We start from the raw sequence: 26,578 nt of genomic DNA, 5'->3' as shown, positions 1-26,578 counted from the left end.
TCGGCGGCCTCGCCAGGAAACCGCCGACGGTGCGGCTGGAAAACTTACCGCTCGGCGGCGCCGGACTCTTCGACCAGCTTGCCGAGCTTGGCGTTTTCCTCCTGGATGAAGGTCGCGAACTCCTCGGGTGTGCCGCCCACGATCCCAATGTTCAGTGCCTTGAAGCGTTCCTGCACGTCGGGCTGCTTCAGGGCATCTGCGACGGCGGTATTGAGCTTGTCGACGACCGCCGGATCGGTACCGTCGGGTGCGCAGAAGCCGTGCCACGCGGTGTAGTCCACGTCGATGCCCTTTTCCTGCATCGTCGGCACGTCGGGAAGCGATTCGACGCGCTCGGAACTGGTCACGGCAAGCGGCGTGACTTCGCCGTCCTCGATGGAAGGAATCAAGGTGCCATCGATGAAGGCGCCGACCTCGCCCGAGATGAGGGCCGTCCGTGCCTGCGATGCGCCGTTGTAGGGAATGTGCAGCGCTTCGATCCCGGCCTGGGACTTGAAGTATTCGAAAGCCAGGTGCTGCGCGGAACCTTGGCCCGAGGAGGCATAATCGATCTCCGGGTCCGCCTCTCTTGCGAGTTCGAGGAATTCCTCGAACGTGGATACGCCCAGCTTCGGTCCGACACCGAGGATCAGGGGAACCGAGGTGATCTGGATGACCGGATCGAAGTCATCGACCGGATCGTATGTCAGGTTGTTGTAGACATGCGGATTGATGCCCATCGTGCCGATTTCACACATGACGATGGTGTAGCCGTCCGGGTCTGCCTGGGCCACTTCACCAGTCGCGATGGTACCGCCGGCTCCGGCGCGGTTTTCCACCACCACGGGCTGTCCGAGCTCTTTGGATACCGGCTCGCTCAGCGTTCGGGCGACGCGGTCGTTGTTTCCCCCGGCCGAATAAGGCACGACGATATGCACGGGCTCGGTCGGCCAGTTTTCCTGCGCCATTACCGGCGCGGCCAATGCAACAAGCGCAATTGTGCTGCCTACGGGTTTAAGAAAAGTCATGGCGTATCTCCTGATAAAGCCTTGTAAATTATTATTCCAACAGGAATTTTTATACTATGGTTGGGCATTTGCCTATGGTAAAATAAGCATTGCTTATCAATGAGCGGTGCACTTCATACAATGGATCAGGCACAACTCAAGGCAATAGTCGTGCTGAGTGAGGAGCTCCATTTCGGCCGCACCGCACAGCGACTCGGGATAACCCAGCCGGCCCTTTCTCAAAAAGTTTCCAAGGTCGAGAACGAGCTTGGAGTCATCCTTTTCACCCGCGCTCATCGCCGCATCGCTGTCACCGAGGTGGGCCGCATCTTCATAGCGCATGCGCGCTCGGCACTCATCGAGATGGAAACCGCCGTGCGCATGGCACAGAAGGCAAGTGCTGGGCAGGTGGGTCAACTGCATCTTGGCTTCGTGGAAAATGCCAGCTTCGATGTTCTGCCCAAGGCCGTCTCCGCTTACCGGCGGCGCTTCCCCGAAGTCGACCTTCGCCTCAGCGAGATGATCTCTGCCGAACTCCTGGAAAAGCTGCTGGCCGGACGCCTCGACATCGCTCTGATGCGGCCGATCAAGACGGAGCTGGAGCTCAAGAGGCGGCTCGTGCATCAAGAACCCTATGTGGCCGTCCTGCCGGTGGACCACCCCTTGGCCGCTGCCTCGTCCGTCAGGATCGAGGATCTCGCGAAGCTGCCGATGATCATCGCGGCTGGGGCCAAGGCGACCTATCTCCGGGAGCAGTTCGGGCCGCTCTTCGCCCGGTTGGGTCATGACATCGTGGTTGGGCAGGAAGTCAATCAGCTCCCGGCGATGCTGAGTCTCGTAAGCAGTGGCATCGGCTACGCACTTCTACCGAAGTCCGTGACCAACATTAACGTTCCCGGGGTGACTTATCTCCCGCTGGCCACGCCGAACGCCCCCCAGGCTGAGCTCGTAGCCGTCTGGCGAGGCGACGAGACCAATCCGGCAATCAAGTACTTTCTCTCGTTCCTGCCGAGGGTCGATGAAACGCCTTGGGAAGTGGCAAGCAGAAGCCATTGACCGCGGTAACAATGTCGGACATCGCTCACCGGACCCGCTCGCCGAGCGGGCCTCGCGCTTGCTGGCGCTTTCCAATAGACAGGACATGCACTCACGCCGCTGAACGCTGTCAGCGCCCCTGGGCGCCCCGGCGCAGCCAGTCGTGCACGAAGGCAAGCTTGCGACGCGAGATGGCCGACAGCACGAACGGGTAGAGATCCGATAACCCCATCGAGCGATTGACGTTGTTGATGCCCACGGCCAGTGACGCCGCGACATAGATCAGGCGCTCGGCATCGGCTTCCGCATAGGGGTCCCAATTCAGGCTCGGCAACTGAGGCGAAGACAGCCCCGCCGCAACGAAACTGTCGGCGATATCCGTCAGGTGCAGCAGGTGCGCCGCGGTCTCGGCCCAGTCCTCGTGGGGATGTGCCGAGGCATAGGTGGTCAGGAAACGCTGCTCCCAATCGGCGGGCGGCCCCTCCCTGTAGTGATGCTGGAGTGCGGCTGGATAATCCACGCGCTCGTCACCGAACATGCCCCGAAAAGCATCGAGGAAATCGGCGCGCAGGCTGAGTCGCCACCAGATCATGTGGGCTATTTCGTGACGCATGTGACCGATCATGGTCCGGTAGGGCTCCTCCAGCGCCTGACGGCGGGTGGTCCGCAGCACCGGGTCCGCCTCGGCCACGCTGATCGTCACCACACCCTCGACATGCCCCATGGGCACCGGTGTCGGCCCCTCGGCGAGCATGTGAAACAGGGGGCGTACGCCCGGGTCCTCCGGCCGGAACCAGTTCCAGCGTCCCAGGTTATCGAGCACCCAGCGCTTGGCCGCCTCGGTCTGTGCCCAATTGGGGATGGCATCGGGGATTTCGGGGTCCGGGGCAAGCGCGGTCATGGCGCATGATTGGCAGAAGGCGCCCTGCTCGGGAGCGATCCAGTTGCAGCCGATCACCTCGCGATTGGCGCAGAAGGGCAGCATGGGCAGGAAGGCCCGCGCCTGCGGGTCGTAAGCGACGGGGGTGCCATCGGCCGTGGCGAGGTTGTCGAACCACAGTGAACCGGAACCGACGGGATTGGAAAAAACGCGCATGATGGAGGGCTCCGCAGCAGGCATCGCAAAGACAAAAAACAGTTGTTAAGAATAGCTGCCTCCCCCTTTATAGCGAGCTCCGAATCCTCCTCTCCGGTTCGGCGTGGCCATGGCCCGACATTGGCCGCCATCCCCTGTGACTTCCCAGAAGCGTTATCTTCCATCTACCTTTGTATAATTGATCACAATAGTGATGATCACAATACTGATCATCCCTGCGGATACGTTCACGGACGCAGAACCTCTAACAACACACAACAAGAGTACCCCTATGACACGCCCCAACCGCCCCCTTTCGCTTGCTCTCGCTACCGCTCTGATGGGCGTCGCGCTGATACCGCTTTCCACCGCCGCGCTGGCCAAGGAACTGAAGATGGGGTTGATCACGCCGCCCCAACACGTCTGGACCCAAGCCGCCCGGCAGTTTGCCGACCGCGTCGAAACCGACAGCGAGGGCGATCTCACCGTGGCCATTTTCCCCGCCGGGCAACTCGGCGACGAGCCTGCCATGTTCTCGCAGATGCAGTCGGGGCTGCTCGACATGGGCATCATGACCGCCGCCATTACCAGCCTGCGCGAACCTTCGGTGGTGGGCTGGTTCACGCCTTTCCTGTTCGATAGCGTGGACGAGGCCGAACAGGCGGCCCGGACCCAGGCCGCCCAGCAGATGCTGACCAATCTGGGCGACAAGGGTCTGCACGCCTTCGGTTACACCTTCGCAGGCATGCGCCACGTACTGATGCGCGATACCGCCGTGACCGAGCTGGACGATGTGGACAACCGGAAGATTCGCATCATTCCCATCCCCGCCATGCAGACCTGGTGGAACGCCGCCGGGGCGACACCGACTCCGGTGCACCTGCCCGAGGTCTACCAGAGCCTACAGAGCAAGATGATCGACGGCGTCGACATCGATCTGGACGCCCTGGTGGGCTCCGGTTTCTACGAAGTGGCCGATCACTTGACCCTGACCAACCATATGGCCTTCCCGGCGATCTCGATGGTCAGCGACACGACCTGGGACAGCCTGAGCGACGAGGAGCGTCGGATCGTCGAAACCGCAATGCAGTCGGCCCTGAGCTGGGCCAACCAGTCGCAGATACAGGCCGAGCAGGATAACCGCGCCTTCCTCGAGGAGCGTATCGACGTCCAGGTCCTGAATGACGCCGAGTCGGTGTTCGCCGAGGCCAATGCCGCCTTTGACGACACCTTCTCCGGTAACCCGCTCATCAGCCGGTTCCAGGAGCAGGTGGCGGAACAGCAAGGCGGCGCGCAATAAGTCTGCGCTGGCTTCACGCCCCCGGGACGGAGGTTCTGCATGTCCACTAGACACGATACGGCCCTGATCCGAGCCAGCCGCGCCGTCGTGCGCGTTGAGCAATGGCTGTGCAGTGCGCTGATCGTTGCGTTCAGTGTGCTGCTGATCGTCAATGTCATCTCGCGCTACGCCTTCGACAGCCCGTTGTTCTTCGCTGAGGAGCTGGCCGTTTACATCCTGATCTGGATGGCCTTTCTAGCGATTTCCATCGGCATCCACCACGACAGCCATGTGCGCCTGACTCTGCTGACCGGGTGCCTGCCCGTGTCACTCAGACAGGTGTGCTACTGGGTTACGGAAGGACTCACATTGCTGATCCTGGCCGTACTCCTCAAGTACTCGATCGACTGGGTCCGCTCGCCGTCGGTGACCTTCGATATCGCGCTCACGCTCGGCTGGCCGAAGTGGGTGTTCTACCTGATCGTGCCGATCTTCTCGACCACGGCCCTGCTGCACGTCGCTGCCCGGCTAAGTGACCCCTCGCGCCGGGCCGCGGCCCTGGGCCTTGCGAGCAAGGAGTCCATGCCATGACCTTCAGTGTCTTCGTATTGCTCATGCTGATGGGCATGCCGATCGCCTTCGTGCTGTTGGCAACGACCCTGGCTTTCGTGGTTCAGGGTGGCAACTTCCGCATCCTGGAGACACTGCCCCAGGTGCTGTTCGGCTCGCTCGAAGTCTTCGACCTGCTGGCGATTCCGCTATTCATTCTGCTTGGCGAAATCATGAACGAGGGCGGGATCACCAAGCGCATCGTACTTGCCGCACGCGCCTGGTTCTTCTGGCTGCCGCACAGCATCGCCTACGTGTCGCTGACCTCGAATCTGATGCTGGCCTCGATCATGGGCTCGGCAACCGCGCAGATCGCGATCATGAGTCGCGTGATGACGCCGGAGCTGGAAAAGGACGGCTACGACCGCGGCTTCGCCGCCGCACTGACGGCCGGTGCCGGTCTGCTGGGACCGATCATCCCGCCCTCGATGATCTTCATCATCTACGGAGTGATCGGCCAGGTCTCGATCGGAGCGATGTTTCTCGGCGGCATCCTGCCCGGGCTGGCCCTGTTCGTGATCATCAGCGGCCTCATTGCATTGATCGCCCGGCGCGCCAAATCGCCAAATGCTCCCCGCCAGGTACCTATCGACAAGTGGCCGGCCACCCGCGGCGCGATGCTGACACTGTCGATCCCGCTGGTCATCGTCGGCGGCATCGCCTTCGGTATCGTCACGCCCACCGAGTCGGCCGCCGTGGCCACGCTGCTGGCGGTATTCATCGGCGGTCTGGTGTTCCGTGAGCTCAAGCTGGGCAGTCTGCCGGCCGTGCTTGACCGCACCGCGCGCAACACGGCCATCGTGCTGTTCCTGATTGCCGCGGCCAAGGCGTTCGGCTGGGTACTGGTGTTCAACCAGATCCCGCAACAGGTCGCCGGGCTGATGCAGAGCACCACCCAGAGTCCGCTGCTTTTCATGCTGCTGGTCTTCGCCATGCTGCTCGTGGTCGGAATGGTGCTCGATGGCATCGCCGCGCTGATCATTCTCGTCCCGATCCTGTTGCCGGTCGCCCAGCAGAGCTATGGCATCGACCCGGTGGCTTTCGGCGTAGTTGCCTGCATGACCCTGACGCTGGGGCTGCTGACCCCACCCGTTGGCGCCGGGCTGTTCGTGGCCTCTGCGGTCAGCGATGTCAGCCTGTCGCGGATCACGCTGTGGATCCTGCCGTTCATCCTGGCCGCTTGCCTGGTGATCCTGCTGACCATCTTCCAACCCCTTCTGGCCACGGCATTCCTGTAAGCCGCGGGTCGACTGCAACACCAGACGAGGCGCTCCATGGACAATGACACCATTCTTATCGCCGGCGGGGGCATCGGCGGCCTGGCCGCCGCCCTGGGCCTGGCACGTCAGGGCCTGCCCTCCGTGGTACTGGAAAAGGCCCCGGCGCTCGGTGAGATCGGCGCCGGCATCCAGATCGGGCCCAACGCCTTTCATGCCTTCGATTACCTGGGGGTAGGCGACGAGGCCCGCGCCAAGGCGGTCTATATCGACGACCTGCTGTTGATGGACGCCATGCAAGACGAGCGCGTCGCCGCCATTCCCCTGGGCGATGCGTTTCGTGAGCGATTCAACAACCCCTATGCCGTGGTCCACCGTGCCGACCTGCACAAGGTCCTGCTCGATGCCTGCTTGGCCAACGATAAGGTGGAACTGCGCACCAACAGCGCAGTCGCCGGCTATACCCAGGGCCCCGCCGGCGTCACGGTATCCCTCGAACAAGGCGAGGCATTGACCGGGCGTTGTCTGATCGGCGCCGAGGGCCTGTGGTCGCCGATTCGCCAGCAGCTGGTTGGCGATGGCGCTCCGCGGGTTTCAGGGCATACCACCTACCGCTCGGTGATCCCCACCGAACAGATGCCCGAAGAGCTGCGCTGGAATGCCGCGACCCTGTGGGCCGGTCCCAGGTGCCATATCGTGCACTATCCGCTCAAGGGCGGCGAGGTCTACAACCTCGTGGTGACCTATCACAACGACGCGCCCGCGCCGGTGGCCGGCAAGCCGGTCACCAAGGAGGAGGTCCATCGCGGCTTCGGCCATGTCGCCGAACGTCCGCGGCAGATCATCGAACACGGCACGGACTGGAAGATGTGGGTGCTGTGCGACCGCGAGCCCAACGACCATTGGATCGATGGCCGTGTGGTCCTGCTCGGCGATGCCGCCCACCCCATGCTGCAATACATGGCCCAGGGCGCCTGCATGGCGATGGAGGACGCCGTGTGCCTGTCCTACCATCTGGGCCAGAAGAGCGACCTCGAAGCTGCCTTTACCGCCTACCAGCAGGACCGCTTCGCCCGTACCGCCCGGGTCCAGACCTATTCACGGTTGATGGGCGAGTACATCTACCACCCCGATGGCGGCAAGGCCGCCATGCGCAACGCCACCATGCGCGCCATGCGGCCCGACGATTTCTACAACCGTCTCGAATGGCTCTATGGCGGCAATGGCCTGAGCAACGTCACCCAATAACACCCAGCCCACCGGAGGTGTGCCATGTCATTGACCGAAGCACCGCAGACCACGCCCGAACGCCAGGCGTACTACGCCAAGATAGACGGCCAGAATTTCAGCGCACTGTGGAATGTGCTCAGCGGCATCATCACGCCTGCGCCCAAGAGCGCCTGTCAGCCCTATCTGTGGGAGTTCGGCCCAGCCCGGGATTTGCTGATGGAGGCCGGCAGCCTGATCACTGCCAAGGAGGCCGAGCGCCGCGTACTGATACTCGAGAACCCCGGCATGCGTGGCCAGAGCCGAATCACCACCTCGCTGTATGCCGGCCTGCAACTGGTGCTGCCCGGTGAAGTGGCCCCGGCCCATCGCCATAGCCAGTCCGCGCTGCGCTTCGTGATGGATGGCGGCGGTGCCTGCACCGCCGTCAATGGCGAACGCACGCTCATGGAGGTCGGCGACTTCGTGATCACGCCGCCCAATGCCTGGCACGATCATGGCAACGAATCGGACAGGCCGATGATCTGGATGGATGGCCTGGATATTCCCATGCTGTCGTTCTACGACGCTTCCTTCGCCGAGGGCCTGGGTGAAGACGTGCAGGCAATCACCAAGCCCGTTGGCGATTCGATGGCCCGCTATGGCGCCAACCTGCTGCCGGTGGATTTCGAGCGCAAGGGCCTGGCCTCGCCGCTGTTCAACTACCCCTATGCCCGCACGCGCGAGGCGCTCGAAGCAATGCGCCGACGCGACGAATGGGACCCCTGCCACGGGCTCAAGATGCACTATATCAACCCCGCCGACGGTGGCTCGGCGATGCCCACCATCTCCCCCTTCGTGCAGCTACTGCCCAAGGGGTTCGCCACCGCCGCCTACCGTTCGACCGACGCCACGGTCTTCACCGTGGTCGAGGGAACCGGCCGCACCACCATCGGCACCACTACCTACCACTGGAAGCCCAAGGACATCTTCGTGGTACCCAGCTGGCACTCCGTGATCCATGAGGCCAGCGAGGACGCCGTGCTGTTCAGCTACTCCGATCGCGTCGCCCAGCAGAAACTGGGTATCTGGCGCGAAGCCCGCGGCACGCACTGATTCACTTCCCTGACGACAGGAGTCCCCATGACCGATTACATCTTTGATCCGCCCCCCGTCCCCAGCGTTGCCATCGACGGCGACGAAAAGCGCCTCCCGGTACGCCGCATCTTCTGCGTCGGGCGCAACTACGAGGCCCACGCCCGCGAGATGGGCCGCGATCCGAGCCGCGAGTTCCCGTTCTTCTTCACCAAGCCCGCCGATGCCATCGTGCCCGACGGCAGCGAGGTGCCCTATCCGCCGGAGACGAAGAACTTCCACTACGAGATGGAACTGGTCGTGGCGATCGGCAAGGCCGGCTTTCAGATTCCGGTGGAGCAGGCCAACGACTATATCTTTGGCTACGCCGCCGGCAACGACCTGACCCGCCGAGACCTGCAGCTCGAAGCACGCGAGAAGGGCCGGCCATGGGACTGGGGCAAGGCCTTCGATGAATCCGCGGTGATCTCACCCATCCGCAGGGTCAGCGATATCGGGCATCCCAGCCGGGGTCGTATCTGGCTCGCGGTCAATGATGAGATCAGGCAGGACCAGGACATCGCCGACTTGATCTGGGACGTTCAGGAAATCGTCTCGATCCTTTCCCATACCATGCGTATCCGTCCGGGAGACCTTATCTACACGGGCACCCCTGCCGGCGTCGGCCCCCTCGAAGTCGGCGACAAGGTGACCGGCGGCATCGACGGCATCGGTGATCACTCGATCGTCATCGTCGCGCCACGGGAGGGGCTATGAGTCGGGTACTGCACAACTTCTTCCGCAGCTCGGCCTCGGTGCGGGTACGCGCCGCCCTGAATCTCAAGGGCCTGGATTACGAGCATGTCTCCTATACCCTGCGCCAGGGGGAGCATCGCTCCCCCGCCTTTCTGTCACTGAACCCCCAGGGGCTGGTGCCGGCGCTACAACTCGGGGATGGCACGGTACTCGCCCAATCCCTGGCAATCATCGAGTATCTCGACGAGGCTTACCCCGAACCGGCATTGCTGCCTGCCACCCCCCTGGATCGCGCCTGGATCCGTAGCCTGGCCCAGGCGATCGCTTGCGACATCCATCCCGTCAACAATCTGCGTGTGCTCCAGTATCTGGACGAGAAGCTGGGCATCGACGAGGAAGGCGTGGCTCGCTGGTTCCGTCACTGGGTCGCCGAAGGCTTCGCACCGCTGGAACGCCAGTTGGCTGCCGACCCGCGCCGCGGCCGGTTCTGCCATGGCGACGCCCCCGGGCTGGCGGATATATGCCTGTTCGCGCAAATCGCCAATAACCGGCGATTCGCCGTGGATATGACGCCCTACCCCACGCTCGCGGCAATCAACGCCCATTGCCTGGAGTCACCGGCCTTCGTCGAGGCCCTGCCTGAAAACCACCCCCACGCGAGTTGAGACTATGCGAAGACACCCCTAGCATTCAGGCCGAGCCCCGAACAGCTACGCCCCCCTTCACCGATAATTAGCCGGGACAGTCGATACCATGAGCGAATCCCCTCTCGCCGAAGCCAATACCCTGCCCGGCAACCTGCTCCGGCGTTGCCATCAGATCAGCGTGGCGATCTTTCTCAAGAAGTGCGAGGCCTTCGGCCTGACTCAGTTGCAGTACGTTATCCTCTCCGCGCTGGAGGAAAAGGGGTCGCTCGACCAGATTACCCTTGGCGGCTTCACCGCGCTCGACCGCAATACGGTGGCCGTGGTGGTGCGCAAGCTCGAGGAGCGGGGGCTGGTCACGCGGTATCGCAACCCAGAGGACCGGCGATCGATGCTGGTCACGCTCAACGATGCCGGGCGTAGCCTGCGCCATGAAGCTGAGGAGGCAGTCAGAGACACCCAGAATGATATCCTCGCGCCGCTCGACGAGAGCGAACGAGAAACCCTGAGCAAACTGCTACGCAAGATCTCCGACACTAACAATGCGCTGAGCCGCGTACCCATCAAAGGTCTCGGGTAGCATATTCTCTTTATGCACAAGGGAAGAGCAAAAACGAAAAAGGGCCTGCGATTTCTCGCAGGCCCTTCTCGATATTCTGGCCCGCCCTGAAGGATTCGAACCTTCGACCTTTGCCTCCGGAGGGCAACGCTCTATCCAGCTGAGCTAAGGGCGGTCTTGATGTGGCGCCGAAGCGGCATCAACGCGCCGTATCGTACCTGCTCGCCCTCGGGGTGTCCATAGCGGGCGCCGGGGCCACAACGGCTACTGGGCGAAGATCTGGCGCAGGTCGGGGGCCTCGTCGAGCGCTTCCTCGATCGACAGCGAGGCCTCGATCGCCTTGAGGTGGCGACCCATGAACGCCGCCGCGCGCTCGCCGCGCCCGGCTTCGAGATGGCCGATCAACTCATCGTGATCGTGCGACTCGCAGCCCAGGTGGCCGGCACTGCCGTACACCGCGAGGATCAACGACGAGCGCGAACACAGCCGGCCGACGAATTCGGCGAGCGTGGCATTGCCGCACAGCCCGGCCAGGCGCTCGTGGAACTCGGCGGAGAGCTTGATCGCCACGCTCTGCTCGCCCTGCTTGAGCAGCTGGCGTTCGCGGGCGGCCAGCTCGCGCAGCGCCCGCGCGTCGGCGTCGGTCATGCGCCGGGCGATGTCCGCCATGATGCCGCACTCGACCAGTTGCCGCGCGGCGAAGACGTCGCGGGCCTCCTCGGCGGTGGGCCGGGTGACGCTGGCGCCGCGACGCGGGGTCAGCGTCACCAGTTGCTCATGGGCGAGGCGCTGGAGGATCTTGCGAATGCCGGTGCGGCTGATGTCGAAGACCTCGGCCAGGGCATCCTCGCGAAGCCGCGCGCCCGGACGCAGGCGGTGCTCGACGATGGCGTTGCTGATGGCCCGGTAGATGACCTCGTGGCGCTGCGCGCCGTCGCCGTCCTTGCCGCGCCGCCGCCTCGCCGGCTGGCCGCGGCCCGCCACGGCGTCGGGCGATTGCTGGCGCTCGGTCATGCTCGAGTCCTCATATCAGTGATCGGCGATATCGGCCAGTGTATACGGCTCGACCCATCACGGGCGACCGCCAGGCACCGGGCCGTTACGCCATCAGCTGCCCCGGTAGGTGGAGTAGCCGAACGGCGAAAGCAGCAATGGTACATGGTAGTGCTGGGTGGCATCGGCAACCCCGAACCGCAGCGGGATACGGTCGAGAAACCGCGGACGCTCGCCCGCTGCATTGCGCGCATCGAGATAATCGCCGGCGTGGAACAGCAGTTCATATTCGCCGGGCGTGAACGACTCGCCCTCGAGAATCGGCGCATCGCAACGGCCGTCGTCATTGGTGACCACCTCGCCCAGCGAGATCCGGTCGTCGCCGTCGAAACGGAAGACCTCGATGCGCAGTCCATTGCCCGGCCGCCCCAGAGCCGTGTCCAGGACATGTGTCGTCAGGCGTCCCATAGGCTTTGCTCCTTGCTTGTGCCGGCACCGTGCGAACGAAAGATCCGCGGCACGTTTAACAACCGGTTTGTATACCGTTTAATGGTGGCCTGTTCCACGCCGGACAGGCAACCATCCGCCGGCGATTGGCTCGATACGGCGCGACCAGGGAGACCACCGAGATGAGCACCCCGCTTCTGACCCCCCGCCCCAGCACGCTGGATCGCGATACCTTCGTCGGCCACTACGGCGACGTCTACGAACACTCGCCGTGGATCGCCGAGCTGGCCTGGGACGACGGCCTGAACGCCGCGCAGGACACCCCCGAGGGGCTGGCCACGGCGATGGCGGCGATCCTCGACGCGGCCCCGGCCGAACGCCAGCTGGCGGTGATCCGCGCCCACCCGGACCTTGCCGGCAAGGCCGCCGAGCGCGGCGAGCTGACCGCCGACTCCACCCGCGAGCAGGCCGGCGCCGGCCTCGATCAGTGCAGCCCCGAGGAGTATGCGCGCTTCCACCGCCATAACGCGGCCTACCAGCAGCGCTTCGGCTTTCCGTTCGTGATGGCGGTCAAGGGCAGCGATCGTCACCGAATTCTCGCCGCCTTCGAGCGTCGTCTCGAACACACCCCCGAACAGGAGCGGCGCACCGCCATCGGCGAGGTCAATCGCATTGCCCGGCTGCGCCTTGAGGCACGCGCCGGGCAGTGAGGGCATGCCAGCCGCCCCGCGCCGGCCCCGGGGTCCGGAGTGGAAAACGATTCCGCAACGGCGGACACCGCCCGGGCAAGCGTGTATTCTGGGTCGCCAATCGGTAACTTCGAGCAATACGGAGAACGGGGCGTGACTGTAGAGAGCAAGCGCAAGCCCGTCGGCCGCCCGGCGAGTACCGGCAAGGGCGGCGGAGGCCACAGCCAATCGCTGGTCCGCGGCCTGAACATACTCGAAGGCCTGGCGGCGGCACCGGGGGGACTCGGCCTGTCGGACATCGCCCAGATCGTCGGCCTGGCGCCCTCGACCACCCACCGCCTGCTGCAGGCCCTGTACAAGCAGGGCTACATCGCCCAGGACGCCGAACTGGGACTGTGGAAGATCGGCGTCAAGACCTTCCAGGTCGGCAACACCTTCCTCGAAGCGCGCGACTTCGTCGCCACCGCCCGCCCCTACCTGCGCCAGCTGACCCGGGAGAGCGGCGAGACCGCCAACCTGGCGATCCGCGACGAGGGCATGGCGGTGTTTCTCGCCCAGAGCGAATCGCCGCAGATGATGCGCATGATCACGCGGCTGGGCTCACGGGCGCCGCTGCACGCCTCCGGCGTGGGCAAGGCGCTGCTCGCCTGGCTGCCGGAGCGCGAGATCGAGCGCATCCTGCAATCGCGCGGGCTCGACCGGGTCACCGAGAATACCCTCGACACCCCCGCCCGGCTACGCGAGAGCCTGACCACCATCCGCCGCCAGGGCTACGCCTGCGACCGCGAGGAGCACGCCATCGGACTCAACTGCGTGGCCGCCTCGCTGCACGATCAGGACGGCCTGCCACTGGCCGCCATCTCGGTTTCGGGGCCGGTGGCGCGGATCCCCGAAGCGCGTCTGGTCGAACTCGGCGGCCTGGTCAGCCGCGCCGCGCGCGAGATCAGCGAACGGCTCGGCGGCCACGTTCCGCGACACTGACACGCCGTTCCCGCGCTCCGGCTCAGGCCGGGGAGCCCGCCCCCCGCGTCAACGTCGCCAGCGCCTCGCGCTGGCGGCCGTCGGCATCGAAGTTGTCCGGCGCCAGCCAGCGCTCGAAGGCCGCCTCCAGCGCCGGCCACTCGCCATCGATCACCGAGAACCAGGCGGTATCGCGGTTGCGCCCCTTGACCACCGTGGCCTGGCGGAAAACGCCCTCGAAGCTGAACCCCAGCCGTTCGGCGGCGCGACGCGAGGGCGCATTGAGCGCATCGCACTTCCACTCGTAGCGCCGGTAGCCCAGCGCGAAGGCCTCGCGCATCAGCAGCAGCATCGCCTCGCTCGCCGCCGGCGTGCGCTGCAGGCGTGGCGAGAAGTGGATATGCCCGACCTCGATGCTGCCGGCGTCCGGGGCGATGCGCAGAAAGCTCGCCACCCCCGCGGCGAGGCCGCTCGCCTCATCGACGATGGCGAAGAACAACGGATCGCGCCGGCCGGCCATCTCGGCCAGCCAGTGGCGATAGGCGGTCTGGTCGGGAAACGGCCCGTAGGGCAGGTAGGTCCAGTTGCGCTCGCTGCCGGGTAGGCTCATCGCCCCCCATAGCGCCTCGCCATGGCTGGGTTCGTCGAGGGGCTCGAGGCGGCACAAGCGCCCCTGCAGGATTCGCCGTTCGGGCCAGGCGGCGCCCCGCCAGCCGGGCACGGGATCGCCGACCGGGGGACTGTCTTCCAGCTGTGACATGGCGCATCTCCACGTGAAGGTTCACGCCAGTCTACGCCATGGGCGTCGCGCTGGGCTCCTCAGGTATTGAGGATCACGCCGCCGTTGAGGTGCAGCGTCTGGCCGGTCATGTACGAGGATTCCTCGCTGGCCAGGTAGACATAGGCCGGGCCCATCTCGCTGGGCTGGCCGGCACGATCCATCGGCACCTGGCCGCCGAAGCCCTCGACCTTCCCGGCGTCGAAGCTGGCCGGGATCAGCGGCGTCCACACCGGCCCGGGCGCCACCGCGTTGACGCGGATGCCGCGCCCGACCAGCGACTGCGACAGCGAACGCACCAGGCCCTGGATGGCGCCCTTGGTCGCCGTGTAGTCGATCAGCGTATCGTTGCCCTTGAAGGCGTTGACCGATGACGTGGCGATGATGGTATCGCCCTCGTGCATGTGCGGCAGCGCCTGCTTGGCCATGTAGAAATGGCTGAAGATGTTGGTCTGGAAGGTGCGCGCCAGCTGGTCGTCGGGTATCTCGGTGACGTCGTCCCAGTCGTACTGCTCGGCGGCGTTGTTGACCAGGATGTTGATCCCGCCGAACACGCTCAGGGTGCGCTCGACGATCTCGCGGCAGAAAGCGGGATCGCCGACGTCGCCCTGGATCAGCTCGCAGCGCCGTCCTTCGGCTTCGACCAGCGAGCGGGTGTCCAGGGCATCGCGCTCCTCGTCGAGGTAGGCGAGCACGCAATCCGCCCCTTCGCGGGCGAAGTGCAGGGCCACCGCGCGGCCGATGCCGCTGTCGCCACCGGTGATGATCGCCACCTTGCCCTTGAGCTTGTCGGTACCGCGATAGCTGTCGCGGATGAACTCCGGCTCGGGCTGCATCGCGTATTCGTCGCCGGGTTGCTTGCGCTGTTCCTGCGCGGGGAAATGCTGCTCGCCCATGACATTCGCTCCTTGAAAGGTGGAAACTATCCTGTCTTACCATAGAAGCCGCCGACGCCCAGGCCAAGCGAACCGCAACAATGCAAAGCCCCCCTGAAGTCCTCATGCCCAGCCTGGAGGAAGAGGCACCTGACAGTGGCCTCTTCCTCCGCGCGCGAGGATCGCCTAGCGTCGCCCAGGTAAGGTCAGAAGCTCAGCGTGACTCCGGCATTGTAGGCCCGACCGTCCAGCACACGACCGTAGTTGTCGTAGTCGATGCGCTTGTCGAAGACGTTGTAGACCCCACCGTAGAGAGCGAGGTTCGGCTTGAGCTGGTGGCGAACGCCAGCATCCACCAGGGTATAGCTCGGATAGGCCTCGCTGAGCCCGCCGCGACCGGCGACCTGTTCCGCTTCCCCCTTGAAGCGTGCCTTGGTCCAGACGTGGGTCAGCCGCGTGGCATCCCAATTGACGCCTATACTGGCACGGTGCCGAGGCTGGTCGTTGAGCGGTAGCCCCGCATTGTCGCCGCTTTTCTGCTCGCTATCGGTGTAGGTGTAACTGGCGTTCAGGTCGAGCATGGGGGTCACCGCCCAGTCGAGCCCGAGCTCGACGCCGTCGATGGTCGCCTCGTCCACGTTCATGTATTGATAAAGCGCCGTGTACTCCTCGCCCAGATAGCCGCAGGAAGGATCGCCCTCGCGGGTATCGCACACCACGGGTTTCTCGATCTTGTCTTCGAACTTGGTGTGGTACACGGTGGCACTGGCCAGCAGGTCCGAAGTGGCTTGCCAGTAGGCGGCGAACTCGTACGTCGTACTCTTTTCCGGCTGCAGGTCGGAGTTGCCGACATCGCGGCAGTCCGCGCAGCGTGGCCCCCCGCCACCCTCGAGCCAGTTGGAATCGCCTTCCTTGAGATCCGGCGTACGGTAGCCCGCGCTGACACCCCCCTTGAAGGTAAGCGCGGGCAAGGCATCGAAAACGCCATAGAGACGTGGCACGAACTCACTACCGTAATTTTCATCCTTGACCCAACGGGCACCGGTTGTAAGCGAGAAACGCTCGGTGAGGAACCACTCATCCTCGGCGAACAAGGCACCATCCCAGCGCTCCAGTGCCGCGACCCCCAAGGCACGGTCGGGATGCTCGATCTCTTGCTGACGATATTCAGCGCCGAGGGTCAGCAGATGACTCGCCAGCGGAATCACGGTCGAGGACTTGAGCGTGGTGCGTTCGTAGGTCGACGTGTAGGAGCCGTCGTCCTGATCGAGGTCGACGTGCTTGACGAAACTACGCGTCTTGATTCGATCGCCCCAGTCGATGTCATGCGTCAGCGTCTGGTGCCTGCGGCGTGTTTCGAATTCGCTGTCACCACGGCTACCGCTGCGGCCCCCGGTCGCCTGCATGTCCTGATCGCCGTAACCGGCTTCCAGACTCAGCCTGTTGTCATCGTTGGGCGTCCATGTCAGCTTTCCGGTGTAGGTGTCACGATCGTATTCGGGATGACCGTACTCGATATCATCCTCGTTGCGCCCCAGCGTCGAAGCGCTGAAGGTAGCTGCCAGCGTATCCTCGATAACCGGCCCCGAAAGATAGACGCTGCTCTGCTGACGATTGCCCGAATCGCTGTCTTCCTGAATCAGTGTTTCGGTGGTCACGGAGCCGGTCCAGCGGTCGGGCACAGGACGCGTGATGACGTTGATGACGCCGCCCAGCGCATCGGAACCGTAGAGCGTCGACATGGGCCCACGGATGACTTCGATACGCTCGATCGCCGACATCGGCGGTAGCCAGCTGTACTCGGCACCGCTGCCGAAGCCGTTGTAATAGGCTTGGGAGGAGTCCTGCGGTACGCCGTCCACCAGAATCAGCGTGTATTGGGCGTCGAAACCGCGAATCGAGACTTCACCGGTTCCGCCCTTGCTGGTCGGTCCATCATCGACGTAGACCCCCGGCACGTCCTGAAGCGCCTGGGTGATGTCGCGGTAGGATTTCCCTTGCAGTTCTTCCCGGGTGATGACGGAAATGCTGGCAGGCGCATGAACCGGGTCGACCGCATATCCCGAGGCCGAGGCCGAGGTCACGGTAAGGGGCTCGAGCGTCTCGGTTTCCTGTGCCCAGGCCGACGAAACGGTCGTGCCTAGCACGGCCGATAGGCTGGCCAGTGCCAGACGGCGGCCGGTGGCCAAGTGTTGCGGCGCGGTTGCTGGCGTTCGACTCGTGGCTGACATGTGATGTTCCCGTTGTTTGCGTGGCAATGAAATAAGGGCTCATCGAAGTCCGGTCCGTCATGCGCGGTGCACGCATCCGCCAAGCGAATGCCGTGCCACGCTATCTTGTGGTTATGGTTACGATCATCACTCGCTCGCGTCATCGGCGTCTGACGGCGAGGAGCCCAGCGCGCGTATGAGCGCCGTGGTGTCTTCAAGCGCGTCGATGATGCGCCGCTGCTTCTCTGGCGGTAGTGCGAGACTGCCGTGTAATGCTGCCTTGAGATCCATGCGCGCCTCGAGCATGGCCTGGGCCAGCGTCGAGCTCTCGTTGTCGGGCATATGGAGCTCGTAGGCACGCCGCATGGCCGACAGCTTGCGCCCCGCGCGCGTGAGCCGCTCGGTGGTGCGCGCCACCTCGTCGCGATGCGCGCGACAGTGGCCCCGCCCGGTTTCGGTCAGGGCGTATACCTTGCGTCGCCCACGCTTGAAGCGTTCGATCCATCCCTGCTCGGCAAGCGTCGACAGCGCCGGATACAGGCTACCCGGGCTGGGCCGGTAGAAGCCCTGCGACAAACGCTCGATCCGCTCGCTCAAGGCGCTGCCGTGGGCCGGTTCTTCCTCGATCAGGCTAAGCAACAAAAACGACAGCTCGCGGGCATTCAGCTTGCGCGCGGTCGGCATGCCCATCGGCAGGCCTCGCTCACTCGACGGTGCCTGACTCATGCGGTATCGACGCGCTTATCGCCGCCACACCACTGGCTGATGCTGAACATCCCCTTGCCCACCGGCATCAACCGAGTGGTATAGCGCTCACGCTGATTGAGAATGAAATGCCGGAAATCGCCCGGCTCCCCCGCGAGATGATCGAGATTGTCCGCCACGACCCAGGCGCCCTCGGCCAGCCTGTTTTCCAGGCTCTCGAGCACGGGGCGATAGAGCGATTTCTCGCCATCCAGAAACACGAAGTCGACCGGGCCCTCGATATCGACCAGTGTCTCGGTGGCATCGCCCAGGCGAATCTCGGCGCGGGCCGCCAGGCCGGCATCGCGGAGATTGGCGAGCGCATGGTCGCGCTTGTTGGCATAGAACTCACTGCCGATGACGATGCCATCGTTATCGGCTGCCGCCGCGGCCAGATAGAGCGTGGAGATGCCGAACGAGCTGCCGAACTCCACCAGACGACGGGCTCCGCTGGCGCGGGCCAGAAAATAGAGCAGCGCACCCTGGGCCGGGCCAATCGATAGATAGGCGTGCTGATAGTAATTCGCCTCGCGGAACGACCGCGGTCGCGATGCCGTGACACCACGCGCGTCATCCGCCTGGCGACGAGCCTGGCGCTGTTCGCGTTGTGCGCGGGCGCTTCGGTGTTCGCGGTCGAGAACGCGCTGAAGGTCTGAGTGATCGAGGGTACTGATCATGAGGGAAACGACGCCTCCATTGGGTTGTCGGCTTCATGGCTGGGCGCGAGGCCTTCGGCATCGTCCCCTTCCGCGTCGCAGGTCACGATGACCGGACAGTGGCGACGAGGATGGGTGAGCACGCTGACCGGCTGGCGATAGACCCTCGTCAGACGCCCCGCATCCAATACCTGCCAGGGCGTTCCCTGAGCTTCAACGCCTCCATCGGCCAGTAACACCAGACGGTCGGCATGAGCCGCCGCCAGGTTGAGATCATGCAACACGACCACGACGCAACTGCCCGCACGGGCCAGAGCACGAGCGCTGCGGAGCAAACGCTCCTGATGGCGCAGGTCGAGTGCGGCAGTGGGCTCGTCGAGCAGCAGGATCGAGGTTTCCTGCGCCAGTACCCGTGCGAAGGTCGTGCGCGCCTGCTCGCCGCCGGAGAGTGTCATCGCGTCTCGCGACGCCAGATGCTCGATCTCGGCGGTGCGCAAGCTCTCGGTGACGACCGTATCGTCACGTGCCGGCGGCAAGTCACGCAGCGCCCGTCCCATGCGCACGACCTCCTCGACTTGATAGGCGAAACGCAGCACGCTGTCCTGCGGCATGACCGCGCGATGGGCGGCCAGTTCGGCGACGCTGAGATCCTCGAGGCGACGGCCCGCCAATGAGACATGGCCCGTGTCGGGGCGCACGTCCCCGGCGGCCAAGGAGAGCAGTGTCGACTTGCCGGCGCCATTGGGACCGATCAGGGCCGTGACGTGACCATAAGCGCATTCCAGGTCGATCGCGTTCAGCACACGCCGACCGCCCAGCGACAGCGATGCCATGACGACGGCGATTGCCGGCTCGGGATTGGCGTGTGTCTCGTCATGTGGCGATGTCATGTGTGCCTCCCCATGCTTCGTCCACGCGCGATCAACCACAGGAAGAACGGTCCTCCGAGAGTCGCCGTCAGGATGCCGATGGGAATCTCGCTGGGCGGATCGAGCGAACGGGCACCGATATCGGCCAGCATCAGCAGCAGTCCACCGGCCAGGGCGCTGAGCGGCAATAGGTGGCGATGGCTCGGCCCCATCAGCAGGCGAATCAGGTGCGGAATCACCAGGCCGACGAAGCCGATCGTCCCGGTGAAGGAGACGGCGGCAGCCGTCAATAGCGCAGTCAGCACGACCAGACGGCGACGCAAATGAGTCACGTCGACGCCCGCGTGGCGCGCCTGGCGTTCACCCAGCGCCAGCAGATCGAGCGGCGCTGCCTGGCGACGCAGCAGCCAACCGGCAAACACGACGATCGGCGTGATCACGCCGACGGCCCGCCAGTCGATGTTACCCAGCGAGCCCATCGACCAGAACAATAGACTCTCCAACTGCTCGGTGCTGGCGAGGTAGGTGAGGTACCCGGTGATGGCACCAGCGATGGCATTGATGGCAATGCCGATGAGCAACAGATTGGCATTGCCTCCCTGGCGCGTGCGCATCGCCAGCGCATAGATAAGAGCCGTGGTCGCCGCGGCGGAAACGAAGGCGCCCAAGGGCAGCGTCCATGGACCCAACGCGTCCAGCTGGAGCACGATGACCGTCACCGCCCCCAGGGAAGCGCCACTGCTGACGCCGACGATGCCGGGATCGGCCAGTGGATTACCGAAGAGTCCCTGTAGCGCGGCACCGGACATGGCCAGCGCCGCACCGACAAGCAGTGCCATCAACGCTCGCGGCAGGCGCAACTCCCAGAACACGACATGGGCCAGTCGCTGACCGTCATCGACATCGAAGGGCATTGCCACCGCTGCCAGCATCTGCCCTAACGTCAACGGCACCTGACCCGTCATGGCAGCGCCGGCCAGCGTCAGCACAACGGCTCCCGCCAGCCCGCAATAGAGGGGCATCGCGGCAGGACGACGACGGTGCGGACGCTCGGTATTCGTGAGGTATCGCGGCAAGGTCAGTCTCATGGCGATGCGTCCGTCACATCTGTTGCCAGGGCTCGCGCCAGGGCCAGTGTCGCGTCTCCGCTTGCCACGGCGTCGAATTTCACCGCGGCATGTGGCAGCACGATCAGGCGCTCGTGGCGCGAGGCCGGCGTATGGGCCAGCCCCGGTACTTGCCGCCAGATACCGTCGCGTCCACCCAGTGCGGAAAGCTCGAGGTCGGATACCAGTACGGCCTGCGGCGCCATGGCAATGACGCCCTCCGCCGTCAGCGACTGGTAGCGCTCCAGGCCCGCACGGGCCCCGACGTTGATCCCGCCGGCACGTTCGATCAAGCCATGGGCCGCCGTCGAGCGTCCGGCAGCGGTCACGGCGCCCGTCGTGCCAGCGCCGCTGCTCGATACATGCAGCACCCTGGGCGACGCATCGTTTGCCGCCACAACGCGGGCCGCGTCGGCGTAACGCGCCTGAATCGTCTCGATCAATATCTCGGCCTCGGCCTGGCGGTCGACCAGCTCGGCGATGCGTCGTATACGCTCAAGCGCCGGACGCTCGCGGGACACCATGTGACTCTCGATGCTCAGCGACTCGGCACGCGCCAGGATCGGCGCGTCCCGCCCCGGATTGCCACCAATGACCAAGGTCGTGCCCGCCGCCAGCAGGCCTTCCGGCGTCGGCAGCCGGCGGTAGCGCGTCACATCAAGCAGCGATTGCCGAAACGACGGATCTTCAGGCATCAGCGCCAGTTCGCCCCCGGCGCCCAACGCTTGGAGGATTTCCACGTGTCCCGGGTCCATGACCGCGATGCGCCTCGCGTCACCTTCGCCCGCATAGGCACTGGCACAGACGAGAAGCCAGAGCGAAAGCATCCGGATGAACCATTGCGCGCCTCCCGTACGCCGATCGCGCCGAGTCGGCGCGATTTCCAGCACTTGCGGTTCCATGGGATCAACCTGCCACTGAACGAGGTTCTAATATCGTACGATATTTTGAATAATAATCAAAATCATTTGTGTTCAGTCTTGTCGTACGTGTTCGAAAAACGATCACACCGCCTCGAGTTCCACAACACCATCTCTATTACGAGCAGAAGCTGACAGCCAAGCCTCCCCATGAAGAATGGGTGAAGCCAAGGTCCGGGATGCGTAAACTACGCACAGCGATCCCCTGCGCCACTTGCGAGGCTACCGATGACTACCCACCTGCTGTCCGTCGATTCGTTGTCCAAGGATCAGGTCGATCACCTGCTGCGCGTGGCCAGCCGCATGGAACCGATCGCGGCACGACGCAAGGTGACCCGGGTGCTGGAGGGCGCGGTGCTCGGCAACCTGTTCTTCGAGGCCAGCACGCGCACCCGGGTCAGCTTCAACGCGGCGTTCTGCCGGCTCGGCGGCAGCGTCTGCGACACCACCGGCTTCACCTTCTCGTCGATGGCCAAGGGCGAATCGCTCTACGACACCAGCCGGGTGATGAGCGGCTATTGCGACGCCATCGTCATGCGCCACCCGGACCAGGGCTCGGTGGCCGAGTTCGCCGAGGCGACCAACGTGCCGGTGATCAACGGCGGCGACGGCCCCGGCGAGCACCCCAGCCAGGCGCTGCTCGACCTGTACACCATCGACAAGGAGTTCACCCGGCTCGGCAAGCACCTGGGCGGCGCCCACCTGCTGCTCACCGGCGATCTCAAGCACGGCCGTACCGTGCATTCGCTGATCAAGCTGCTGTCGCTCTACGAGCCCCTGCGCATCACCCTGGTCTCGCCGCCTGGACTGGAGATGCCCGGCCAGCTGGTCGACCTGGTCGCCTCGCGCGGGCATCGCGTCGAACAGCGCGAAAGCCTCGACAGCGACTTCGGCGACCTGGACGTGGTCTACACCACGCGCATCCAGAAGGAGCGCTTCACCGACGAGCTGTCGGAAAGCTTCGCCGGCGTCTCGCAGGACTTCCGCGTCGACCGCGCCTTCCTCGACAATCATTGCAGCGCCACCACCATCGTCATGCATCCGCTGCCGCGGGACAGCCGCCCGGGGGCCAACGACCTCAACGTCGATCTCAACGGCGACCCGCGCCTGGCGATCTTCCGCCAGACCGACAACGGCATCCCGGTGCGCATGGCGATCTTCGCCACGCTGCTCGGCGTCGAGGAGCTGATCGAGAAGGAGATGCGCGACGTGCGCTGGTTCGTGCCCGAGACCTTCGGCGTCGACGACCGCCAGCTTTGAGCCGGCACCGGCGGGCGTCATACGGCGCCCGGCCACCTTGACCCGCCGGCTTGCGAAGCGGCACTCTGCTGGGCATCCGGTCGAATTCCGGCCAAACCTATGGCGCCTTATGCATGGCTGACCCTTTCGGTACTTCCGCTGAACATCCCGCGCCGCCAGACCCGCCGCCAACGACATCGCCGCTTACCGCCGCGCAACTCGGCCGCCTGCTCCAGCGGGTCGCCCGTCAGGATCGTTCCGCCTTCGCCCGGCTGTACGAAGCCACGGCGCCGAAACTCCTGGGCACGGCCCTGCGTATCTTGCACCAACGCGGCTGGGCGGAGGACGTGGTGCAGGAAGCGTACGTCAAGATCTGGCAGAAGGCCGGGCACTTCGATGCCCGAAAGGCCTCGCCGATCACCTGGATGGTGACCATCGTCCGCAACGGCGCCATCGACGAACTGCGCAAGCAGCCGCCGGGGACCGCAACCGGGGAAGACGCGCTGGAAAGAACGGCCTCGTCGACGCCCGATGGCCACGCCCAGCTGGAGCACGATCAGTCCGTGAGTCGACTGCATCGCTGCCTTGACGAATTGCCGGAAGCGCGCCGGGACATGGTGCGGCTGGCGTATCTGAATGGCTGGTCGCGGGCCGACCTGGCGACGCACTTCGAGCAACCGGTGAACACCGTCAAGACCTGGCTGCATCGAGCACTCAAACAACTCAAAGGGTGTCTTGCCCCATGACAGATGCTGATGCGCTCGACATGCTGGCCGCCGAGTTCGTGCTCGGCACGCTGGACGCTCGCGAGCGCGCCTCGGTGGCCCGGCGACGGCTGAACGAGCCGGAGCTCGAGGCGTGCATTCAAGCCTGGGAGGCGCGACTGGCGCCACTCGGCGACGAGATCGAGTCGATCGCGCCCAGCCCCGACCTGCTGGCACGCATCGAACGCCGGATCGACGCACTCGACGAGTCGCCCGTATCGCCCCAGGTCGTCGCCCTGCGCGGTCGCCTGAAGCGCTGGCAGTGGAGCACCGGACTGGCCTCGCTCGCGGCCCTGCTGCTGGCCGCGGTACTGCTGTTCCAGCCGCGCCCGGCGCCCGACGCGTCATCGTTCGTGGCGGTATTCCAGGAAAATGACCAGCAGCCGGCGTTCCTGCTCGCGGTCGATCTGGAGAACCGCCAGTTGAGCATCCGGCCGGTCACCGCCGAACCGTTGCCGAACCGCTCCTACCAGCTGTGGATCAAGGCCGACCCGCTGGGTCCCAAGCCACGCTCCGTCGGGGTGTTGAACGCCGACCTGACCATCGAGCGCTCGGCGCTGCGCGACTACGATCCGGAACTGCTCAAGCAGGCCACCTTCGGCATCAGCGTGGAACCCGAAGGCGGCTCGCCCACCGGCCAACCGACCGGGCCGGCGATCCACGGCTATCTCTACCCCACCGACGCGGAACCTGACGGCCAGCGCCTCTAGCGATTTTTCTCGCCACACTGAAACCTCGCGCGCGTTCTTCCGTAGCTAGGGATGACGTCATCCGGAACAACGGTTCCCGGTGGCGCATCACCGACAGCAAGGAGAGAACGATGAACAAGCAACTGCTGACAGGCGCCTTTTTGACCGCCGCGCTGAGCGCCGGCATCGCACAGGCCGACGACACCATGAAGGTCGGGGTCCGGGCCGACGACCAGTCGGTCGCCGAAGGCACGGTCTCGGCGCAGAAGGTGATGGCCGAGCACAACGGCTGGCTGGTGGTCCACCGTACCGACGACAGCCACAAGCCGGGCCCGGTCGTCGGTCATGCACCCCTCAAGAAGGGCGAGAACACCGATGTGGCCGCCATCCTCACCGAGCAGGTCGAGTCCGGAGACATGCTGATGCTGATGCTCCACGGCGAGGAAGGCGGCACGCAAACGGGCGTCTTCGAATACACCCTGGGCGCCAAGGAGGATGGCCCGGTCAAGAAGGATGGCGAGCTGGTGATGGCCACCATCACCGCCGAGTGAGCGATACGACACGGCCGGCCCTCGGGGCCGGCCGTGTCGTATCTATGCATCCGTGCTAGCTATGCCCGTGTCCCGCCGTCCGGTTAGCCAAAGGGCCGCGCCGGCAGTCCCTCGTCCCGGGCGAACCAGCTCTCGAGGATCAATTGCGCGGCGAGTCCGTCGACGCTCTCCTCACGGTAGTTGCCGCGATGGCCGAGGCCGCGGGCGATGGTCTTGGCCTCGCGGGTCGAGCCACGTTCGTCGACCATCTCGCAGGGCTTGCCGTAGCGGCCGTAGAGCCGCTTGCCGAACTTGCGCGCGCGGCGGCTCATGTCCGATTCGCTGTCGTCCATGTTGAGCGGCAGACCGACCACGAACAGGTCGGGCTGCCACTCCTCGACCAGCCGCGCGACCACGTGCCAGTCGGGAATGCCGTCGCGGGCGGGCAGCGGATCGAGCGCCGTGGCGCGGCGGATCAGCTCGTTGCCCACCGCCACGCCGATGCGCCGGGTGCCGAAGTCGAACGCCAGCACCAGCCGCTGCCCCGCCGTGGCCATCAGCTGTGGCCGGCCTGGCTGGTGAGCAGATTGAGATCGACCCCGAGGATCCCCGCCGCGGCGTTGAGCCGCTGTTCGGCGGGCAGGTCGAAGATCACCCCCGGCTGGGCCTCGACGGTCAGCCAGGTGTTCTCCTTGAGCTCCTTCTCGAGCTGGCCAGCCTCCCAGCCGCAGCAGCCCAGGCAGACGATGAACTGCTCGGGGCCCTCGCCGGCGGCGATCGCCTGGAGCATGTCCATCGAGGTGGTCAGCGCCACGTCGTCGGCGACCTGAATGCTGGAATCCCACGGCGTGCTGCTGCCGCGGTGCAGGATGAAACCGCGATCGCGATGGGTCGGCCCACCGAAGAACACCGGCTGGTCGCGTACCGGGCACTCCTCGGCGTCGAGTTCTAGCTGCTCGAGCAGTGCGTCGAGGGTCAGCTCCAGGGGATGGTTGATGATCACCCCCATGGTGCCGCTGTCGTCGTGATCGCACAGGTAACTCAGGCTCCCCGCGAAATTGGGGTCCTCGAGATGAGGCATCGCCAGCAGGAAGTGGTTGCGCAAGCTTTGCATGGGTCTCCCGGGCGTCAACGCACGCCGAAATTGTTGCCTTTCCCGTACTGCCAGACCCGCGTGATGGTCAGGCTGTCGCGCTCGCCCATGCCCCGGTCGAAGGGTCGGTAAGGCGCCGCGCCACGGACCGTGTCGAGCGCGGCCTGGTCGAGTTCGGGCTGTTGCGAGGATTGTATCACCTCTGCCTGGCGTAGCTGACCGTCGCGACCGATCACCACGCGGATGCGCAGCTGGCCGTCCAGTGCCTCGGGGGCCGGGTAATAGCGGTTGCCGTACTCCTCGACGCGCCGCGACCAGGCATCGATGTAGCGCGCCTCGGCGGCCCGCTGCGCGGCCTTCTGGCTTTCACTGCCACCACCGCCGCCGGCCGCGCTCGCGTCGAAGCCGCGCTCGCGCACGCTGGCCGAGGCCTGGGCGAGCAGCGCCTGGGCATCGGGCGTCGACGAAGCCTCGGGCGGAGCCGCCGGTTCCGGCGGCGCGTCGGGTCGTGGGGCAGGCTCGGGCTTGGGCGGCGGTTCGGGGGTCGGTGGCTGCGGCGCGGGTTCGGGTTCCGGC

At 65.1% G+C, this 26,578-nt stretch carries 30 protein-coding genes and 1 tRNA gene; 15 read left to right on the top strand and 16 right to left on the bottom strand.

Annotated elements, in window-relative coordinates; genetic code table 11:
- Nucleotides 1-44: 44 nt before the first annotated feature.
- On the bottom strand, nt 45-1,007 hold the full coding sequence (locus HR9077_RS08515) for a Bug family tripartite tricarboxylate transporter substrate binding protein (RefSeq protein ID WP_136066584.1): 963 nt from the start codon (nt 1,005-1,007) through the stop codon (nt 45-47).
- A gap of 120 nt (nt 1,008-1,127) precedes the next feature.
- Here HR9077_RS08515 and HR9077_RS08510 point away from each other — a divergent pair, with 120 nt between their 5' ends.
- Nucleotides 1,128-2,042 carry a LysR family transcriptional regulator gene (locus tag HR9077_RS08510; protein WP_168380919.1) on the top strand — a complete coding sequence of 305 codons (915 nt, stop codon included), beginning with the start codon at nt 1,128-1,130 and terminating at the stop codon, nt 2,040-2,042.
- Between the two features lie 109 nt (nt 2,043-2,151).
- Here HR9077_RS08510 and HR9077_RS08505 read toward each other — a convergent pair whose 3' ends face one another.
- A complete protein-coding gene (locus HR9077_RS08505; RefSeq protein ID WP_136066582.1) occupies nt 2,152-3,117 on the bottom strand; it encodes a zinc-binding metallopeptidase family protein in 966 nt (321 codons plus the stop codon).
- A gap of 271 nt (nt 3,118-3,388) precedes the next feature.
- Between HR9077_RS08505 and HR9077_RS08500 the strand changes: the two genes are divergently transcribed.
- From HR9077_RS08500 to HR9077_RS08465, 8 genes are all read left to right on the top strand, one after another.
- Nucleotides 3,389-4,396, top strand: coding sequence for a TRAP transporter substrate-binding protein (locus tag HR9077_RS08500; protein ID WP_244613109.1), 1,008 nt, complete (start codon nt 3,389-3,391; stop codon nt 4,394-4,396).
- Nucleotides 4,397-4,435: 39 nt separating this feature from the next.
- Entirely contained in the window at nt 4,436-4,966 is a 531-nt protein-coding gene (locus tag HR9077_RS08495; protein WP_136066581.1) for a TRAP transporter small permease, read from the top strand.
- Nucleotides 4,963-6,222, top strand: coding sequence for a TRAP transporter large permease (locus HR9077_RS08490; protein WP_136066580.1), 1,260 nt, complete (start codon nt 4,963-4,965; stop codon nt 6,220-6,222). Before HR9077_RS08495 ends, HR9077_RS08490 begins: the two co-directional genes overlap by 4 nt.
- A gap of 36 nt (nt 6,223-6,258) precedes the next feature.
- A complete protein-coding gene (locus HR9077_RS08485; protein WP_136066579.1) occupies nt 6,259-7,449 on the top strand; it encodes a 3-hydroxybenzoate 6-monooxygenase in 1,191 nt (396 codons plus the stop codon).
- A 24-nt stretch (nt 7,450-7,473) separates the two neighbouring features.
- Nucleotides 7,474-8,523, top strand: coding sequence for a gentisate 1,2-dioxygenase (gene gtdA, locus HR9077_RS08480; protein WP_136066578.1), 1,050 nt, complete (start codon nt 7,474-7,476; stop codon nt 8,521-8,523).
- A gap of 27 nt (nt 8,524-8,550) precedes the next feature.
- A complete protein-coding gene (locus tag HR9077_RS08475; RefSeq protein WP_136066577.1) occupies nt 8,551-9,258 on the top strand; it encodes a fumarylacetoacetate hydrolase family protein in 708 nt (235 codons plus the stop codon).
- Nucleotides 9,255-9,902, top strand: coding sequence for a maleylacetoacetate isomerase (gene maiA, locus HR9077_RS08470; protein ID WP_136066576.1), 648 nt, complete (start codon nt 9,255-9,257; stop codon nt 9,900-9,902). Before HR9077_RS08475 ends, maiA begins: the two co-directional genes overlap by 4 nt.
- 88 nt (nt 9,903-9,990) lie before the next feature.
- The gene (locus HR9077_RS08465; RefSeq protein ID WP_136066575.1) at nt 9,991-10,461 is read left to right on the top strand and encodes a MarR family winged helix-turn-helix transcriptional regulator; all 471 of its coding nucleotides are present in this window, start codon (nt 9,991-9,993) and stop codon (nt 10,459-10,461) included.
- Nucleotides 10,462-10,538: 77 nt separating this feature from the next.
- Here the strand turns inward: HR9077_RS08465 and HR9077_RS08460 are convergent.
- From HR9077_RS08460 to uraH, 3 genes are all read right to left on the bottom strand, one after another.
- Nucleotides 10,539-10,615, bottom strand: a tRNA-Arg gene (locus tag HR9077_RS08460).
- 89 nt (nt 10,616-10,704) lie between these two features.
- Nucleotides 10,705-11,454, bottom strand: a complete 750-nt coding sequence (locus HR9077_RS08455) for a GntR family transcriptional regulator (RefSeq protein WP_136066574.1) — start codon at nt 11,452-11,454, stop codon at nt 10,705-10,707.
- A 93-nt stretch (nt 11,455-11,547) separates the two neighbouring features.
- The gene (gene uraH, locus HR9077_RS08450; protein ID WP_136066573.1) at nt 11,548-11,901 is read right to left on the bottom strand and encodes a hydroxyisourate hydrolase; all 354 of its coding nucleotides are present in this window, start codon (nt 11,899-11,901) and stop codon (nt 11,548-11,550) included.
- A gap of 161 nt (nt 11,902-12,062) precedes the next feature.
- Between uraH and uraD the strand changes: the two genes are divergently transcribed.
- Nucleotides 12,063-12,590, top strand: a complete 528-nt coding sequence (gene uraD / locus HR9077_RS08445; RefSeq protein ID WP_136066572.1) for a 2-oxo-4-hydroxy-4-carboxy-5-ureidoimidazoline decarboxylase — start codon at nt 12,063-12,065, stop codon at nt 12,588-12,590.
- A gap of 132 nt (nt 12,591-12,722) precedes the next feature.
- The gene (locus HR9077_RS08440) at nt 12,723-13,550 is read left to right on the top strand and encodes an IclR family transcriptional regulator (protein WP_136066571.1); all 828 of its coding nucleotides are present in this window, start codon (nt 12,723-12,725) and stop codon (nt 13,548-13,550) included.
- A 22-nt stretch (nt 13,551-13,572) separates the two neighbouring features.
- Here the strand turns inward: HR9077_RS08440 and HR9077_RS08435 are convergent, their stop codons facing one another.
- The 8 genes from HR9077_RS08435 to HR9077_RS08400 form a co-directional block, all read right to left on the bottom strand.
- A complete protein-coding gene (locus HR9077_RS08435; RefSeq protein WP_136066570.1) occupies nt 13,573-14,289 on the bottom strand; it encodes a GNAT family N-acetyltransferase in 717 nt (238 codons plus the stop codon).
- A gap of 59 nt (nt 14,290-14,348) precedes the next feature.
- A complete protein-coding gene (locus HR9077_RS08430) occupies nt 14,349-15,203 on the bottom strand; it encodes an SDR family oxidoreductase (RefSeq protein ID WP_136066569.1) in 855 nt (284 codons plus the stop codon).
- A 185-nt stretch (nt 15,204-15,388) separates the two neighbouring features.
- Entirely contained in the window at nt 15,389-17,413 is a 2,025-nt protein-coding gene (locus HR9077_RS08425) for a TonB-dependent receptor domain-containing protein (protein ID WP_136066568.1), read from the bottom strand.
- 126 nt (nt 17,414-17,539) lie between these two features.
- Nucleotides 17,540-18,118 carry a PadR family transcriptional regulator gene (locus HR9077_RS08420; protein WP_136066567.1) on the bottom strand — a complete coding sequence of 193 codons (579 nt, stop codon included), beginning with the start codon at nt 18,116-18,118 and terminating at the stop codon, nt 17,540-17,542.
- A complete protein-coding gene (locus HR9077_RS08415; RefSeq protein ID WP_136066566.1) occupies nt 18,115-18,813 on the bottom strand; it encodes an O-methyltransferase in 699 nt (232 codons plus the stop codon). Before HR9077_RS08415 ends, HR9077_RS08420 begins: the two co-directional genes overlap by 4 nt.
- Nucleotides 18,810-19,682 carry a heme ABC transporter ATP-binding protein gene (locus HR9077_RS08410; RefSeq protein WP_210725888.1) on the bottom strand — a complete coding sequence of 291 codons (873 nt, stop codon included), beginning with the start codon at nt 19,680-19,682 and terminating at the stop codon, nt 18,810-18,812. Before HR9077_RS08410 ends, HR9077_RS08415 begins: the two co-directional genes overlap by 4 nt.
- Nucleotides 19,679-20,749 (bottom strand): FecCD family ABC transporter permease, encoded by a 1,071-nt coding sequence (locus HR9077_RS08405; RefSeq protein WP_210725887.1) that lies wholly within the window; start codon nt 20,747-20,749, stop codon nt 19,679-19,681. The genes HR9077_RS08410 and HR9077_RS08405 overlap by 4 nt, the downstream gene beginning before the upstream one ends.
- Nucleotides 20,746-21,669 (bottom strand): ABC transporter substrate-binding protein, encoded by a 924-nt coding sequence (locus tag HR9077_RS08400; RefSeq protein WP_136066565.1) that lies wholly within the window; start codon nt 21,667-21,669, stop codon nt 20,746-20,748. Before HR9077_RS08400 ends, HR9077_RS08405 begins: the two co-directional genes overlap by 4 nt.
- A gap of 246 nt (nt 21,670-21,915) precedes the next feature.
- On the opposite strand from HR9077_RS08400, the gene HR9077_RS08395 reads away from it, so the two are divergent.
- The 4 genes from HR9077_RS08395 to HR9077_RS08380 all read left to right on the top strand — a co-directional run bounded on the left by HR9077_RS08395 (nt 21,916) and on the right by HR9077_RS08380 (nt 24,930).
- Nucleotides 21,916-22,947 (top strand): aspartate carbamoyltransferase, encoded by a 1,032-nt coding sequence (locus HR9077_RS08395; protein WP_136066564.1) that lies wholly within the window; start codon nt 21,916-21,918, stop codon nt 22,945-22,947.
- 113 nt (nt 22,948-23,060) lie between these two features.
- Nucleotides 23,061-23,672 (top strand): sigma-70 family RNA polymerase sigma factor, encoded by a 612-nt coding sequence (locus HR9077_RS08390; protein WP_136066563.1) that lies wholly within the window; start codon nt 23,061-23,063, stop codon nt 23,670-23,672.
- A complete protein-coding gene (locus tag HR9077_RS08385) occupies nt 23,669-24,400 on the top strand; it encodes an anti-sigma factor (RefSeq protein WP_136066562.1) in 732 nt (243 codons plus the stop codon). The genes HR9077_RS08390 and HR9077_RS08385 overlap by 4 nt, the downstream gene beginning before the upstream one ends.
- Nucleotides 24,401-24,510: 110 nt before the next feature.
- Nucleotides 24,511-24,930 carry a DUF7282 domain-containing protein gene (locus tag HR9077_RS08380; protein WP_136066561.1) on the top strand — a complete coding sequence of 140 codons (420 nt, stop codon included), beginning with the start codon at nt 24,511-24,513 and terminating at the stop codon, nt 24,928-24,930.
- An 83-nt stretch (nt 24,931-25,013) separates the two neighbouring features.
- Here HR9077_RS08380 and ruvX read toward each other — a convergent pair whose 3' ends face one another.
- From ruvX to HR9077_RS08365, 3 genes are all read right to left on the bottom strand, one after another.
- A complete protein-coding gene (gene ruvX / locus HR9077_RS08375) occupies nt 25,014-25,466 on the bottom strand; it encodes a Holliday junction resolvase RuvX (protein WP_136066560.1) in 453 nt (150 codons plus the stop codon).
- Complete coding sequence (locus HR9077_RS08370; RefSeq protein WP_136066559.1) at nt 25,466-26,023, bottom strand: YqgE/AlgH family protein; 558 nt, start codon at nt 26,021-26,023, stop codon at nt 25,466-25,468. The genes ruvX and HR9077_RS08370 overlap by 1 nt, the downstream gene beginning before the upstream one ends.
- Nucleotides 26,024-26,037: 14 nt before the next feature.
- The coding region (locus tag HR9077_RS08365; RefSeq protein WP_136066558.1) for an energy transducer TonB at nt 26,038-26,578 on the bottom strand (541 nt) is incomplete at its 5' end.

Origin of the sequence: Modicisalibacter radicis (genome assembly GCF_900961225.1) — a bacterium.
GTDB lineage: Bacteria > Pseudomonadota > Gammaproteobacteria > Pseudomonadales > Halomonadaceae > Modicisalibacter.
Note: the sequence above shows the minus strand (reverse complement) of the source record. Positions and strands in the feature narration are given on the sequence as shown.